Annotated in this window: 17 protein-coding genes; 8 read left to right on the forward strand and 9 right to left on the reverse strand. The window is 40.2% G+C overall.

Going from position 1 to position 15566, the window contains the following annotated elements:
- Positions 1 to 41: 41 nt before the first annotated feature.
- Positions 42 to 845: an SDR family oxidoreductase gene (locus AM592_RS12730; RefSeq protein ID WP_053604133.1), complete on the forward strand. Its 804-nt coding sequence runs from the start codon at positions 42 to 44 to the stop codon at positions 843 to 845.
- Positions 846 to 1013: 168 nt separating this feature from the next.
- A complete protein-coding gene (locus AM592_RS12735; RefSeq protein ID WP_053604134.1) occupies positions 1014 to 1451 on the forward strand; it encodes a MarR family winged helix-turn-helix transcriptional regulator in 438 nt (145 codons plus the stop codon).
- A 40-nt stretch (positions 1452 to 1491) separates the two neighbouring features.
- On the opposite strand, the gene AM592_RS12740 is transcribed toward AM592_RS12735, so the two are convergent.
- The 4 genes from AM592_RS12740 to rpiA form a co-directional block, all read right to left on the reverse strand.
- Positions 1492 to 1911 (reverse strand): organic hydroperoxide resistance protein, encoded by a 420-nt coding sequence (locus AM592_RS12740; RefSeq protein ID WP_053604135.1) that lies wholly within the window; start codon positions 1909 to 1911, stop codon positions 1492 to 1494.
- A 133-nt stretch (positions 1912 to 2044) separates the two neighbouring features.
- Positions 2045 to 2344 carry a heme biosynthesis protein HemY gene (locus AM592_RS12745; protein ID WP_053604136.1) on the reverse strand — a complete coding sequence of 100 codons (300 nt, stop codon included), beginning with the start codon at positions 2342 to 2344 and terminating at the stop codon, positions 2045 to 2047.
- Between the two features lie 341 nt (positions 2345 to 2685).
- Positions 2686 to 3549, reverse strand: a complete 864-nt coding sequence (locus AM592_RS12750) for an aldose epimerase family protein (RefSeq protein ID WP_053604137.1) — start codon at positions 3547 to 3549, stop codon at positions 2686 to 2688.
- A gap of 30 nt (positions 3550 to 3579) precedes the next feature.
- On the reverse strand, positions 3580 to 4257 hold the full coding sequence (gene rpiA / locus AM592_RS12755) for a ribose-5-phosphate isomerase RpiA (protein ID WP_053604138.1): 678 nt from the start codon (positions 4255 to 4257) through the stop codon (positions 3580 to 3582).
- 412 nt (positions 4258 to 4669) lie between these two features.
- Here rpiA and katA point away from each other — a divergent pair, with 412 nt between their 5' ends.
- The 4 genes from katA (at position 4670) to cotJC (ending at position 7506) form a co-directional block, all read left to right on the forward strand.
- Positions 4670 to 6124: a catalase KatA gene (gene katA / locus AM592_RS12760; RefSeq protein ID WP_053604139.1), complete on the forward strand. Its 1455-nt coding sequence runs from the start codon at positions 4670 to 4672 to the stop codon at positions 6122 to 6124.
- 288 nt (positions 6125 to 6412) lie between these two features.
- Positions 6413 to 6655 carry a spore coat associated protein CotJA gene (locus AM592_RS12765; protein WP_053604140.1) on the forward strand — a complete coding sequence of 81 codons (243 nt, stop codon included), beginning with the start codon at positions 6413 to 6415 and terminating at the stop codon, positions 6653 to 6655.
- Between the two features lie 3 nt (positions 6656 to 6658).
- Positions 6659 to 6919, forward strand: a complete 261-nt coding sequence (locus AM592_RS12770) for a spore coat protein CotJB (RefSeq protein WP_053604141.1) — start codon at positions 6659 to 6661, stop codon at positions 6917 to 6919.
- Between the two features lie 17 nt (positions 6920 to 6936).
- On the forward strand, positions 6937 to 7506 hold the full coding sequence (gene cotJC / locus AM592_RS12775) for a spore coat protein CotJC (protein ID WP_053604142.1): 570 nt from the start codon (positions 6937 to 6939) through the stop codon (positions 7504 to 7506).
- A gap of 19 nt (positions 7507 to 7525) precedes the next feature.
- Here cotJC and AM592_RS12780 read toward each other — a convergent pair whose 3' ends face one another.
- Positions 7526 to 8233, reverse strand: coding sequence for an SGNH/GDSL hydrolase family protein (locus AM592_RS12780; protein WP_053604143.1), 708 nt, complete (start codon positions 8231 to 8233; stop codon positions 7526 to 7528).
- 123 nt (positions 8234 to 8356) lie between these two features.
- On the opposite strand from AM592_RS12780, the gene AM592_RS12785 reads away from it, so the two are divergent.
- Positions 8357 to 9697, forward strand: a complete 1341-nt coding sequence (locus AM592_RS12785) for an amino acid permease (RefSeq protein ID WP_053604144.1) — start codon at positions 8357 to 8359, stop codon at positions 9695 to 9697.
- Here the strand turns inward: AM592_RS12785 and AM592_RS12790 are convergent.
- From AM592_RS12790 to gnd, 4 genes are all read right to left on the reverse strand, one after another.
- Entirely contained in the window at positions 9690 to 10319 is a 630-nt protein-coding gene (locus AM592_RS12790) for a LysE family transporter (protein ID WP_053606105.1), read from the reverse strand. The two genes, AM592_RS12785 and AM592_RS12790, sit on opposite strands and share 8 nt — an antisense overlap.
- A 248-nt stretch (positions 10320 to 10567) precedes the next feature.
- Positions 10568 to 11848, reverse strand: coding sequence for an Nramp family divalent metal transporter (locus AM592_RS12795; RefSeq protein WP_082364015.1), 1281 nt, complete (start codon positions 11846 to 11848; stop codon positions 10568 to 10570).
- Positions 11849 to 12072: 224 nt separating this feature from the next.
- A complete protein-coding gene (gene gntK / locus AM592_RS12800) occupies positions 12073 to 13614 on the reverse strand; it encodes a gluconokinase (protein ID WP_053604145.1) in 1542 nt (513 codons plus the stop codon).
- Between the two features lie 54 nt (positions 13615 to 13668).
- Positions 13669 to 14571, reverse strand: coding sequence for a phosphogluconate dehydrogenase (NAD(+)-dependent, decarboxylating) (gnd, locus tag AM592_RS12805; protein ID WP_053604146.1), 903 nt, complete (start codon positions 14569 to 14571; stop codon positions 13669 to 13671).
- A 147-nt stretch (positions 14572 to 14718) separates the two neighbouring features.
- Between gnd and AM592_RS12810 the strand changes: the two genes are divergently transcribed.
- Positions 14719 to 15564 carry a MurR/RpiR family transcriptional regulator gene (locus AM592_RS12810; RefSeq protein WP_053604147.1) on the forward strand — a complete coding sequence of 282 codons (846 nt, stop codon included), beginning with the start codon at positions 14719 to 14721 and terminating at the stop codon, positions 15562 to 15564.
- Positions 15565 to 15566 lie beyond the last annotated feature (2 nt).

Raw genomic sequence — 15566 nt, forward strand, 5'->3', positions numbered from 1 at the left:
CAATTCGAGTCATGAATATTTTTTCCTAGGAGGCCTTAGTAATGAGCAGATTACAATCAAAAGTTGCATTAATTACAGGAGCTAGCTCAGGGATCGGCAAAGCGACTGCCGAACGATTTGCAAAAGAAGGGGCAAACGTTCTTTGCGCGGATCTGAAATTTGAAGAAACGAAAGAAACTGTAGAAAGAATTAATGCGCATGGCGGAAAAGCCAAGGCATACGAGGTCGACATTTCTGATGAGAATAAAGTAAAAAGATTAAAAGAGCAAATTGAAGAAGAATTCGGTTCGATAGACATTCTGTTTAACAATGCCGGGACAGATACTGAAGGTGGCAAAGTTCATGAGTACCCGGTTGAATTATGGGATAAATTAATGGCTGTGGATCTTAGAGGAACTTATTTAGTAAGCAAATATTTCATCCCGCTTATGCTTGAACAAGGCGGATCAATCATTAACAATTCTTCTGTATCTGGATTAGCCGCTGACTTGGATCGTTCAGGATACAATGCGGCCAAAGGCGGAATTACCAATCTGACAAAGGCAATGGCCATCGATTATGCACGTGACGGGATCAGAGTCAACTGTATTGCCCCCGGAACAATTGAAACACCCCTTCTTGACGATCTAATGGGTGAAGAAGGAGGAAAAGAATTTCGAAAAGCATACAAATGGGTGGATCCGATGGGGAGATTAGGCAGAGCAGAAGAAGTAGCCGGTGTCGTGCTATTCTTAGCATCTGATGACAGCTCCTATGTCACAGGCGAGTCAATTACAGTCGACGGTGGACATATGTCTTACACTTGGCCCGGCAAAATGCTTTACGACAAAACATATACGGAATAATGATTTGTTATTAGGCACGAATTTCTCGTGCCTTTTTTATTTGTAAAGGTAATTCCATTGTCATCTTCTTTCGATAAAGAATCTGCTATTGGCTTTACGATTATTTTTGCGTTAATATAACTAATACATTAACTAAGCCTTAGGACTATTAAAGAGTTGGTGAAATCCATGGAAAAAGAATTCGATCATTTAAGGCTTGAAAATCAGATCTGCTTTCTCCTTTATGCAAGTTCAAGGGAAATGACAAAGCAATATAAACCTCTTCTTGAAGAATTAGATGTCACCTATCCTCAGTATCTTGTTCTGCTCTTATTATGGGAGCATAAACAACTCAGCGTAAAAAAATTAGGGGAACAGCTCTATCTAGATTCCGGAACACTTACTCCCATGCTCAAACGAATGGAACAGCATGATTTGATAAATAGGAAGCGGTCAGAGTTTGACGAAAGATCTGTTACCATTCAGCTGACTGATAAAGGACAAGCATTAAAAAACAAAGCTTCCTCGGTTCCCTTGCGAATCGCTGAAATAATCGGGAATAATAACAACGATATTGATACGTTAAAATCTATTTTGCTAAATTTATTAGAAACACTACGAAAATAATAATAGTAAGTAAAAGGTGCCAAGCCGGCACCTTTTTTCATTACTCTACAATCTCAAGCGTTACGTCAATATTTCCTCTAGTCGCTTTGGAATACGGACAGAAATCATGTGCTTTATGGACGAGCTCTTCCAACGTTCCTTTATCAACACCCGTCCCTTTTACCTGCAGCTTTACCGCAATCTGAAAACCGTCATCCACTTTCAAAAGGCTAACATTTGCAGTCACCTCGGATTCGAACTTCACTCGTTCCGCTCTGGCCACATGCTGCAGGGCTCCATCAAAACAAGCTGAGTATCCGGCAGCAAACAGCTGCTCTGGATTGGTTGCTTCAGGAATCTTTTGAGCTCTAGGAGTTCCCGGCATCGCGATATCCATTTTAATGTTGCCGTCAGCTGATTCTACTCTTCCTTCTCTTCCACCAATTGCTTTAACTGCTGTCGTTAGCACTGTTTCTGCCATTAGAATCGTCTCCTTATTTCATTTTAATTGTTTGCAATTATATTGTACGCAATTTAATTTGAAACTTCAATTGAGGTAGCTCGGTATTTTCTCAATTGAAAAAACAGCAGAAAAAAGTTCTCTGCTGTTTTTTCTAATGGGTGTGGCTGCCTTTTGAAGGGTTGGTAATGACAAACTCCTCTTGTGGCACATAATAGTACTGAATCCAAATACCATCCAGGAATTCTTCACGTTTATCAAGGAGAATATCAATATCCTTGTCTGTTTTTACTACTTCGTCATTCTCTGTCGGCGCATCAAGCTTGAAATCATAATGGGCATGATCTCCGTGCTGATGAGTGACAAACACGCGGATCATTTTCCCATCTGCTTCCTCAGAATCGAGCATTTTTTTTAATACTTTTGCTGCATTCCGATTAATTTTACACTTCATCGTTTAATCGCCTTCTTTTGTAATTGATAGTGCAATTATGCCATAACTCATACAAAAAGAATAAATTCATGCTTTCAGGAATGGGACGGTGTTTTTTAGTATGACTTATTTCTACCGTATAATGAGAAAAACGTTTTCTGAGAATTTCCCCTTGTGATTTTAGGTGATTTCGATGTGATTTCGAGCGACCTTATCCTGTTTCTTTCTCTTTTATCGGCGATTCTCTGAATATATCGGCGATTTTTCTTTTTTATCGGCGATTCTACGATTATATCTGGAATTTAGCTTTCTCCTTTCATTGCCGCAAAAATACGGAGCCCCCTAATAGGAGGCTCCGTATTTTATTCTACCGTGATTTCGAGATAGGTTTTTAGCGCTTCTCCAGGAGAAATAAACAGCAATTCCTCCTTATTATTGAGCTCTTTTGTCTTTGCCATCCAAGGTTCAACGCAGACAAAATCGTTTTCCTTTTCTGTCCATAGCACAACGTAAGCGAACTCGCTGCCGTAAGACAATTGAACCTTCTTTTCTATTTCCGGCAATTCAAAAACAATATCTTTCTTTTCCGCATCTAGTAAGGCTAGTGCTTCTTTCTTGTCTGTCAGGTCAATCGTGCCGTTTATTTCTTTTGTTTTCATATCATTGTAATCTAAATAGGTTTTTGCATCAGTTTGATAGGCTAATTCCTTTTGGGCTGTCTTAAAATACGGATGAAAGCCCGCGTAAATCGGCATATCAGAATCTGAGTGATTCCGGTATTCCTGATGGATTGTTAATGTATTATTCTTTAAAGCATATGTAAATATCACTTCAAAATCAAAGGGAAAAGAATTTTTCGTTTCTTCCGTGCTTGTCAAACGCATCGTGATGGCTGCTTCACCGTTAGAATTTGTATCAATAACTTTCCAAGAGTTGTTTCTCGCCACCCCATGATTTTTCATTTTGTATGTTTTTCCGTCCCACTCGTATTCTCCATTCTCAAGCTGGCCAGAAATCGGGAAAAGAATGGGAATGCCGCCTCTTACGTTGGCTTCAGCATTGTAAAACGTTTCTTTATTTAGATACAGCAGCTCTTTACCTTCTACTTCAAATCCGATAATGATCCCGCCTCTTTCAGGTGCAGCTTTCACCCTTGCATTTGTTGACGAATCAATTAGCTCATAAATGGTAAAATTCTCATCCTTATATTGCTTCACATCATACATGTTTTTGCTTCCACCCTTCTGTAATTGAATTCAGCTTTCCTTGCGATTTTTAATGACAACATTTTGTTCATGATCTGTTGTGATAAGGATATCTGCCATTCCGATAAACAGACCGTTTTCTACAACACCGGGAATCATATTCAGCTTCTGTTCCAATTCTTTTATATTATGGGTCGATCCAATACTGCAATCAAAAAGATAGTTTCCGTTATCTGTAACGTAAGGTTCTTTATTTGCCATTCGTAATTCAGGGCCAATCCCTGTTTTGCTAATCAGCTGTTTTGTAAGTTGATAGCCAAATGGCACTACTTCAACAGGTAAACGAAATCCTCCAAGCTTCTCAACCGCTTTATTAGGATCTGCAATAACGACAAACGTTTTTGCCGCTTTTGCGATAATTTTCTCACGAAGCAGGGCCCCTCCCCCGCCTTTGATAAGATCAAGATCCGGATTCACTTCGTCAGCCCCGTCAATGGCAAGATCGATTCGATCAATTTCACTGAAATCTACTAGGGGTATTCCCATTTCTTTTGCAAGCACTTGCGTACGAACTGAAGTCGGAATTCCGCGAAAGGAAAGGCCCTCTTTTACAAGCTGACCGAGCTTTTGCAGCGTGTAAAAGAAGGTTGAACCTGTTCCAAGTCCTACAACCATGCCATCTTTAATATGCTCCGCTGCCTTTTCTCCGACGAGCTGTTTTTCAATCATTTCATCACCCCCAATCAAAAAATATTTCATTTTACTTCAAGTATAGGCACAACACGAAAAGAGTTCCATTAAAATCTCTTTTCCAAAAAAAAATGCGCACTTTTACACCTCTGCGGGGAATTTCGTACAATCCATGCGACCTATGAACTATACAGTTGAACATCTTAATTAATTGACTTATTACTAAAGAAATGAAAAAATTCACAAAAGGCCGCTGAATTTTTGCTATTAAGAACTATCCTTGCCAAAATTGCTTCAATGTTCTAATAGATATATCTCTATTCATATATTTATAGTGTTCAAGAAATCAAATTATAATAATTACAAAATAGCATTGACTTTAATTTAATAAATGTTATTATAATTATTATAATTTAAAAGCTATAATAAAAAACTATGAGGTGATTCTAACATGGCTGAAAAAAATAACCTTACAACGAGCTGGGGAGCTCCTGTCGGTGACAATCAAAATTCGATGACAGCTGGTTCTCGTGGTCCAACTCTTATTCAAGACGTTCATCTACTAGAGAAATTAGCACATTTTAATAGAGAACGCGTTCCTGAGCGTGTTGTTCACGCGAAAGGTGCCGGAGCACACGGCTATTTCGAAGTAACAAACGATGTATCAAAATATACGAAAGCAAAACTTTTTTCAGAGGTTGGAAAACGCACACCAATGTTTATCCGTTTCTCTACAGTAGCTGGAGAGAATGGTTCTGCCGATACCGTACGCGATCCCCGCGGATTTGCCGTAAAATTTTATACGGAAGACGGCAACTACGATCTTGTAGGAAACAATACTCCTGTTTTCTTTATCCGTGATGCTATTAAGTTCCCGGATTTTATCCATACACAAAAACGCCACCCGCAGACTCATTTGAAAAATCCTGACGCGGTATGGGATTTCTGGTCTTTATCACCTGAATCACTTCATCAAGTATCAATCTTAATGTCCGATCGCGGTATTCCAGCAACCTTCCGCCACATGCACGGATTCGGAAGCCATACATTTAAATGGGTCAATGAAGAAGGAGAAGGCGTTTGGATTAAATATCACTTTAAAACAGAACAAGGCGTAAAAAATTTAGCTTCGGATGTTGCAGCTAAGCTCGCAGGCGATAATCCTGATTACCATACAGAGGATCTTTTCAACGCGATTGAAAATGGCGATTTTCCTGCTTGGAAGCTTTATGTTCAAATCATGCCTTTAGAGGACGCAAATACTTATCGTTTTGATCCGTTTGATGTGACAAAAGTATGGTCTCAAAAGGATTACCCATTAATTGAAGTAGGCCAAATGGTATTGAATAAAAATCCAGAAAACTATTTCGCTGAAGTTGAGCAAGCTACTTTCTCACCGGGAACTTTAGTGCCTGGTATTGACGTTTCTCCGGATAAAATGCTTCAAGGTCGTTTATTTGCCTATCATGATGCTCACCGCTACCGTGTAGGTGCCAACCATCAAGCCTTGCCGATTAACCGGGCGCGCAACGAGGTGAAAAATTATCAGCGTGACGGACAAATGCGGTTTGATGATAACGGAGGCGGCTCTGTTTACTACGAACCAAACAGCTACGATGGCCCGACAGAATCCCCGGAAAATAAAGCAGCATCTTATGCCGTTTCCGGAGTAGCCGATAGTGTAGCTTACGACCATAATGATCATTACACTCAAGCCGGCGATCTATATCGCCTCATGAACGATGAAGAACGCACTCGTCTAGTCGAAAACATCGTCGAAGCGATGAAGCCTGTTTCAAAAGATGAAATTAAACTTCGTCAAATTCAACATTTTTACAAAGCAGATCCAGAATACGGTACACGTATTGCAAAAGGTCTTGGTTTGCAAGTGCCACAGCAGGTTTAATAAGCAAATAAAAGTATCCGCCGCCTAAGGTGGATACTTTTTTTACGTGCAGACAGCCGATGTATTTGGCTGTTTTTTTATTATTCTTATCCATTTTATCTGTAACCTGTTTCATTCCTTTTATTATAAAATGATGCCCGGGTGAAGCAGGTGAAGGTTTGATGAATACTTTCATGTAATAGGTTAAGGGGAATAACTTCTAATATTTAGTATGCAAAAGATTTCAGATATATATATCAAACGGCTGAATATAATCAGAGGAGAAATGATTTTGCGAGGTGTATAAAAATGAAAGATAATCAAGCGCAAGCGTATTATACAAAAACGAAAACTTATATACCTTATCGTAGTCCTTATGATCCTTGCCCTCCGATCGGTGTTAAGTATTACAGTACTCCTCCCAATCTTTATTTAGGCTTTCAACCACCTAACCTTCAGCAATTTCCGCCTCATGAAGCCTTAAAGAAAGGGACATTATGGCCTGTCTTTTATGATTATTACGACAATCCTTATAAAAAGGGAGGAAGGTAAGAGATGGCCCAAATGCCACAAGAGTACTATCAGCAATTGGAGGAAATACAGGCTGTTGACTTTGTTCTTGTTGAACTGAGGTTATATCTTGATACTCATCCCACTGATTCTCAAGCCATTCAGCAATTTAATCAGTACGCCCAATATAGTAAACAGCTAAAGCAGAAATTCGAATCAAGGTTTGGACCGCTTTCTCAAGACAGCTTGAACGGCTCAAATGAATACTGGTTGTGGAAAAACAGTCCTTGGCCTTGGCAAGTCTAATGTAAGGAGAGAAGATTATGTGGACATATGATAAAAAATTACAGTACCCCGTAAGAGTAAGTACGTGTAATCCGAGATTAGCCAAGTATTTGATCGAACAATACGGCGGAGCGGATGGAGAATTAGCCGCTGCTCTTCGCTACTTAAATCAACGGTACACGATTCCCGACAAAGTTATCGGCCTGTTGACAGATATCGGAACCGAAGAATTTGCCCACTTGGAAATGATCGCGACGATGGTTTATAAATTAACAAAGGATGCAACGCCACAGCAAATGAGGGATGCCGGGCTCGGAGATCATTATGCGAACCATGACGGCGCTTTGTTTTATCACAACGCTGCAGGGGTTCCTTTTACTGCGTCATACATTCAAGCAAAAGGCGATCCGATCGCTGATTTATATGAAGATATCGCGGCAGAAGAAAAAGCGAGAGCTACCTACCAATGGCTGATTGACATGTCTGATGACCCTGATTTAAACGATGGCTTACGCTTTTTGCGAGAAAGGGAGATCGTTCATTCTCAGCGATTCAGAGAAGCAGTGGAAATCATAAAAGATGAACGCGAGCAAAAAAGGATTTTTTAGCTGCGAAAAAACACGGATATTAAATATGCCGTGTTTCTTTCGCGTCTGAAAGCTGTTGAAAAAAAAGAAAAATCTCTTCACTCAGCACTTTATATCCTTTAGAAGTAAGATGAATTCCGTCATCACTTATGAAGTCAATCAATTCTCCTGTTTTTTTCAATGCAGATCTTACATCAATTTTACTTACTCCTAATTCTTTTATTAGTTTATTTAAGCTGCGATTGTACAAACCATGCCAGTGCTCGATACCGCCCATCCTGCCAATCCAATGACTGATTGAAATGCCCGAATTGCCCGATATAAATGTGTAATATCGGACAGGATCTAAAGGAGGCAAAGTTAAAATAACAGGTGTTATGCCAGCTGATTGCAATTTAGTGACAATCGTTTTTACATTTTCCAAATAGCGCTCAAGCGGCACGATCGGTTGATGCTCTTTATCGGGATTTTCAGCAACCTCATTCCATAAAAAGTTACAATCATTCCCTCCCACTGCTACAATGGCATAATCCGGATGTTCTTCTATCACATCTTTGTTTAGTCGTTTCAAGAGAAGATCTGAATTATCGTTAAATACTCCTTTATTTATTACAGAAGCATTAAAACCTTCCTCCCGGGAAAATAATTCCTGCAAATATGCCGGATAGTTATCTTTAATTATTCTTAGCCGGCCTTTGACGTAAGAAACTCCTCTCGTTAAACTGTCTCCAAAACAGATAATTTTCATGGCATCACCTTTTTTCTTGCAATTTTTCATATAATGACACAGAAATAATAACTATTAAATGAGCATATACATATTCATCCGAATTATTCCAAAGACTACTCCTGAAGAAGGAGGGGAGTATCTTTGAATAAAAATCATTGCAATCCCGGCAAAACAGAGAAATCAAATGAAGCACAATTAACATGGTGGCAGCTTTCCATAATTGGCGTGGGGTGTACAATCGGCACCGGGTATTTTTTAGGATCAGGTATCGGAATAAAAATGACAGGCCCCTCTATTGTTCTTTCCTTTTTATTGGCAGCATTCGGAACATATATCGTTTTCAATCTGCTGGCTAAAATGACCGCAAAAGATCCACAAAAAGGTTCGTTTTGCTATTATGCAAAAAAAGCCTATGGAAATTGGGCGGGATTTAGCTGTGGATGGACGTATTGGTTCTCTAATATTCTTATTATGGGCAGCCAGCTGACCGCTATATCTATTTTCTCGCAATTTTGGTTTCGTGATGTTCCACTCTGGCTTTTTGCTTCCGGATACGCTGTCGCTTCAATCATTGTTGTGTTATTAGGAACAAATGGCTTTGATAGAATTGAGAATGTGTTGACTGCAGCTAAAATTGCAGCAATTGTTATGTTTATCGTCTTAGCCATAGCAGCACTGATTGGTTGGATTCCCGGTAAATCAAAGCCTGTAGATATCTCTTTCTTCTCTTTATATCAATTCTTTCCGAAAGGCTTTACAGGATTTTGGTCTTCCCTTATTTACTCATTTTATGCGTTTGGCGGAATTGAAGTGATCGGGCTAATGGCCATGCAGCTCAAAAAGAAAGAGGATGCACCAAAGGCCGGTCAGATCATGCTGATTATCCTTACTGTAATCTATGTCGTATCTCTCATTTTTGCTATTACTATGATTCCCTATGAGCTCTTTAATGAAAGAGAAAGCCCTTTTGTCACAGCTTTGTCCAATTATCGTCTTCCTTTTTTTCCTCATGTGTTTAACGGGGCGATTATTATTGCCGGGTTTTCAACAATGGCAGCATCTTTATTTGGTGTCACCAACCTGCTCAATACGCTGGCTGAGGACGGAGATGCTCCTGCTTTCTTTGCAATTAAGAGCAAAAAGAAAGGCTTGCCATTAAACTCATTGGCGCTCGCAGCTGCCGGTTTATTGGCTTCAATCCTGACAGCATTGGCAATGCCTGAGTCGATTTATGAATATATAACGACCGCCGCAGGAATCTTGTTATTATATAATTGGTTTGCGATCATCATTTCTTCTTTTAAAATTCTTGCTCTTTCTTTTAAGGAAAAGCTTATGGGTTTCTTGGGTTTATTAATAATCGTCGGATCAATAGGCGGAGCCTTACTCGAGAAAGCCGTTCGCCCGGGATTTTTTGCAAGCATAATATTTGTTGTGATCGTCTTGTTATTGTCCTTGAAAAAAACTATCAAGATTAACTAAACAGCAGTATGGAGGCTTGGACGGCAAAATAAATACCGAAAGCAATCATCGATATGGAGGATACAATCGTAATGCCAGTCAATACGTTTGATGCAAGCAGCCTTCTGGCACCTCCTGCGATCATCGCCATCGTTACATCCCATGTTAAAATTCCAAGGATAATAGCCGCACTATAAAAAACAAGCTGCCCGGTGTTCTCCACAGAAGCTGTCTGGGCCAAAACCGAACCATATATTCCGAGCCAAAACAATATGGTTAAAGGATTGGAAATGGACATGGCGAACCCTGAAGAGAGTGATTTGAAAAAGGTTGCTTTTTTCTCATTTCTCATACTGGTTTCAAACTTTCCAATCCCTAGTAAGCCTTCAATTCCTGAATAGGTTAATACAAAAAAACCAAACAGCCAGAGAAAAGCCTTCATAAAAGATGTATCTAAAAAGTTGATTACTCCGAAATAAACAAGCATCATGTAAGTGACGTCTGCTAATAACGCACCGATGCCAAAAATCCATGCATGAAAGAAACCGTGTTTGACTCCTTTATTTAATTGGGCTGCATTTACCGGCCCTATTGGAGCTGCCAGTGAAATCCCCAGTAACATGTAACTAAGAAAAACACCCATCATTCATCGTCCCCCCGTCCAACCTTATACATTAGCTTATTCACACAAATCTGCTTGTACGACATTTTATCGATGTTTTACATAATCGGAAGGATCGCAAGACGAGAAAAAAACCCAGCCGATATGACGGCTGGGATTGGAAGTAACCTGATTTTGATTCAACTTGTTCGATCAGTTTTCACACTTAAACTATATCGACAGAAGAAATCAATGTTTTAATATATTTATATTATAATTTTTACCAATATTTAAAATAAATCGATAAGCTCAGAGATGCCAAGTACGATAAACATGAGCAAACAGCCGATCAAGACCGTATTGGCAATCCAGTTGTTTCGAAATTCCGGCTCTACTTTTTTTGAATTTAGAAGAATTACGAGAGAGGTCGCTAAAAACGGCATAAACAGCGCACCGAGCACACCATATAAAATAATCAATTCTATCGGTTTTCCATAGAAAAAAATCAACATCGGGGGAAAGGTCAGCCAAGCAAGATAAATTCGATAAGCCGGATCATTTTCAGTCACTGGTTTTGTTGTGTCATTTTTGCTTCTGATCGTTCTTATAAAGTCGGCAAATAAATATGGAACACCATTCCATACGCCTAATAATGAAGTAAAAGCTGCAGACCAAAATGCAATTAAAAACAGCCAGCGGAGCGGTGCACCAAATTCATCTCCAAGCATTTGGGCAAGATTTAGCAGTCCCTGATCTCCTTTAATCTCTATTCCGGTACCAAAAAGAAATTTCGCACCAATAATGAGTGCAGCCAGTGTAAATATGGACGTAATAACATATGCAGTTTTTGCATCCAACCTCATAACTGCTACCCAGCCTTTTCCTTTCCATCCCTTTTCCTGTAACCAGTACCCGTAAGACGCCATTGTAATTGTTCCTCCTACACCGCCGATCAGTCCAAGTGTAAGCATTAGGGACCCTTCAGGAACCCTGGGAACAAATCCATATGAAAATTCACCGATTGATGGTAAAAAAAGAAAAGCCGTTCCGATAATTGTTACGAACATGATTCCGATTAAAACAGTCATCACCCGTTCAAACAAAAGATACCGTCCTGTCCATACTAGGATAAACCCTGCCAATGAATGGAGCATTGCCCATGCCCAAATCGGCATAACCGGAAACATTGAATGCATGCCCAAGCCGCATGTCAACGAAGCTGTTGCTCCATATAGAAACCCCCAAATGACTGAGTAAATTCCAAAATATCCAGTTGCCCATTTTCCCATGGCATGCCAACCCTGCAAAATGGTCTTCCCTGTGGCAAGATACCATCTGCCGACGCCTTCATTCAAAAAATATTTTAAAATGGCCCCTACGACAATTGCCCAAACAAATGTCATTCCAAAAGAAGTACCTGCGACGATAGCCGTAACCAGATCAGCTGTGCCTACACCGGTAGCAGCAACAACTAACCCTGGCCCCATCAAGGCAAGCTTTTGGCGAACGGTTTTTGGCGGAACCGGATTTGCTTCACTAAAGTAAGAGTTATCATTCAATTTATCTTTCATTCTATTGCCCCCTTGCGTTCTTTTTTGGAGCCGCTTACAAAAAATCTTTCCTTTCTAGTTAAATTATTGCATACTTCTATCAGCAGGAGCAATAGCTTGTACGCAGGGCTGTTCTTTACTGAGATTATCACTTTAAGAATGCTGACATTGAGAAAAGCTCTCTTTATTATTAACTAGAAACAAAAAAGCTTCTGTTCAGTACAGAAGCTTTTTTGTTACATTTACTACTTTACCCATTTCCGCTGAAACGCTGCAATGTCGGCATATTCTTCCTTCTGAAGCCTGGACTGGCGGATAAAGATCGGAGTTAGATCTTTGTATATTTCTACATTTTCCTGAATCGGTTTGTGAAAATGAGTCCCACCGATCATTTCCGATACGATGTCTAACGAATCGATTTCACCTAAGCTATATAAACCAATAATCGCCGCACCAAGGCAAGAGCTCTCGAAGCTCTCAGGAACGTGAACATCCTGGTCGAAAATATCAGCCATCATCTGCCGCCAAAGCTCTGATCTTGCAAATCCGCCTGTGGCCTGGATTTTCTTCGGTTCTCCGATTAATTCTTCCAATGCGAGCAATACGGTATATAAATTTAATATCACTCCTTCAAGGACGGAACGAATCAGATGTTCTCTTTTATGATGCAGGCCTAGACCGAAAAAGGAACCGCGTGCATTCGCATCCCACAATGGAGCCCGTTCTCCGGCTAAATACGGATGAAAGATCAATCCGTCCGATCCGGGTTTTACTCTGGCTGCGATATCTGTCAAAACTTCATAAGGGTCTTTTCCCAGCCGTTTTGCTGTCTCGACCTCCGAAGATGCCAGCTGGTCACGGACCCATCTGAAAATCATTCCGCCATTGTTCACCGGTCCGCCAATGACCCAATGTTTTTCCGTTAAAGCGTAGCAAAAAATCCTGCCTTTCGGATCCGTTACCGGCCGGTCGGTAACAGCGCGAATGGCGCCGCTTGTTCCGATCGTAACAGCAACGACACCAGGTTCAATCGCATTCACTCCTAAATTGGACAATACTCCGTCGCTTGCTCCCACAACAAAAGGTGTCGACCGCAGCAGATTCATTTCGTTGGCATACGTGTCATCTATACCATTTAAATGAAATGTGGTCGGAACCGGCTTCGAAAGCTGATCTTCAGTTACTCCAGCTATATTCAGCGCTTCTTCATCCCACGTCAGAGATTTTAAGTTGAACATCCCTGTGGCTGATGCGATGGAGTAGTCAATTACATACTCGCCAAAAAGCTTAAAGAAGACGTATTCTTTAATCGAAATAAATTTATGCGCCTTTGAAAATAGTTCAGGGTGATCATTCTTTAGCCAAGTTAACTTAGAAAGCGGCGACATTGGATGAATGGGTGTGCCAGTTCGCAAGTAGATGCTATGGCCATTCATCTCTTCTTTAATTTTTTTCGTCCAATGGGTGCTTCTGTTATCCGCCCATGTGATGCATTTCGTTAACGGCTTGCCTTTGTCATCTACCGCAATGACGCTATGCATCGCGGAACTAAACGAAACACAAAGAATGTCACTTGGCAGGATTTCGCTTTCCTGAACGTTTTTTTTCACTGATTGTATTACCGCTTGAAAGATGACTTCCGGATCTTGTTCCGCTGTTTCAGGTGTAGGAGAATATAATGGATATTCGATTCCATTGCTTGAAATAACTGTCCCGTCAGCCGCAAACAAAACGGCTTTCGTGCTTGTTGTGCCGATATCTACTCCGATTACATATTTTGAACTCACTGCTCTTCCCCCTATTAATCTTACAGAAATCGTTTACCAATCCCCGCTTCTGTCTTACTCTTCGCTTTTTACGATCGCATGGCCTCCGAATTCGTTTCTTAAAGCAGCAACTACTTTTCCCGTAAATGTGTCTTCTTCCAAAGAACGATATCTCATCATTAATGACAATGCAATGACTGGAGTCGCAGTTTGGAGGTCAAGCGCTGTTTCAACCGTCCATTTTCCTTCACCTGAAGAATGCATAACTCCTTTTATTCCTTCCAGCCGCGAATCTTTTGAAAAAGCGTTTTCAGTTAATTCCATCAGCCATGATCGAATCACTGACCCGTTATTCCACACTCTCGCTACCTTTTCATAATCAAAATCAAAGGAGCTTTTCTCTAATAAATCAAAGCCCTCCGCAATTGATTGCATCATCCCGTACTCAATTCCATTATGAACCATTTTCAAAAAATGCCCGCTGCCGCTTTCCCCGGCATATAAGTATCCGTTTTCAACACAAATATCGCGAAAAACCGGCTCTACAGTCATAAAGGCTTCTTTATTCCCGCCAATCATTGTACAAACACCGTTTCTGGCTCCATCTGTTCCGCCGCTCGTTCCTACATCAAGAAAATAAATGCCTTGGTTCAACAGCTCCTCCGCTCTATGTACAGATTGTTTATAATGGGAATTCCCTCCGTCAATAACTATATCCCCTTCACTTAATAACGGTTTGAGTTCAGAAATCACATTGTCGGTAATTGCTCCTGCTGGAACCATAAGCCAAATCACTCTTGGAGTTGACAGACTTTCAACCAATTCAGAAATGGTTGCAGCTCCTCCTGCACCCTTCCTCGAGAGATCTTCTACCGCCTCCTGATTGATATCGTATACAACAACTTCATGGCTGTGATCTAATAGGTTTAAAGAAAGATTAAACCCCATCTTCCCTAATCCAACTACTCCAATATTCATAATGATCCTCCCACCTGAAATTTTTTTTCATTCTCTCTTCATTATATAAAATTTAAAGTAAATTGCAATCGTTTTCAAGAAATTTTTTTTCACAAGAGGAATTATGCTATACTTTCTTAAAAGAAAATAAAGAGGGGATCAACGATTATGGCACAGAACTGCTTATCAAAAATTCGGTCATATCATGTGAAATTTAGTGAAAAAGAAAAAAAAATTGCCGATTATATATTGAAAAATCCAGAAAATATTATTCATAACACCATTAATGAAGTAGCAGAAGATCTCGGAGTCGCCGATGCAACCGTCTTCCGCTTTTGCAAACGATTAGGTTTTAAAGGCTACCAGGCTATGAAAATCGCACTTGCTTCTGAAATTATGACACCTATGCAGCAAATCCATGAAGAAATCACAGAACAGGATGATGAAAAACATATTGCCGAAAAAATTTTCAGATCCAACATACGAACGTTGGAACATACATTGCAAATCCTCGACAAGGATAGCCTAAAAAAAGCTGTTGATCTAATTCTTGCCGCAAACCGAGTAAATTTTTACGGAACAGGCGGCTCAGCTGTGATCGCGATGGACGGATATCATAAGTTTGTCAGAACGGGCATCGCAACCTTTGCTTTTATCGATTCCCATTTCCAATTGATGTCCGCCTCTCAATTGACACCAAACGATGTGGCAGTGGTTATCTCCCATTCGGGAACGAATCGAGATACGATCAATATTTTGAAAGTTGCAAAAGAAAACGGCGCCAAAGTAATCGGAATTACAAGTTTTCCGAAATCTCCAATCGGACAAGATGCAGATGTCGCGCTTTTTACAAGCTCAGAAGAAACAGAGTACCGCTCCGAAGCACTAGCCTCCAGAATCGGGCAATTAAGCTTGATCGACGCTTTATACGTCAATGTTATGGTTTTAAACAAAGCAGAGGCAAATCATACGTTAGAGAAAGTAAGAAACGCGATTTCCAATACACGCATATAGAT

This window comes from Bacillus gobiensis (genome assembly GCF_001278705.1).
GTDB lineage: Bacteria > Bacillota > Bacilli > Bacillales > Bacillaceae > Bacillus > Bacillus gobiensis.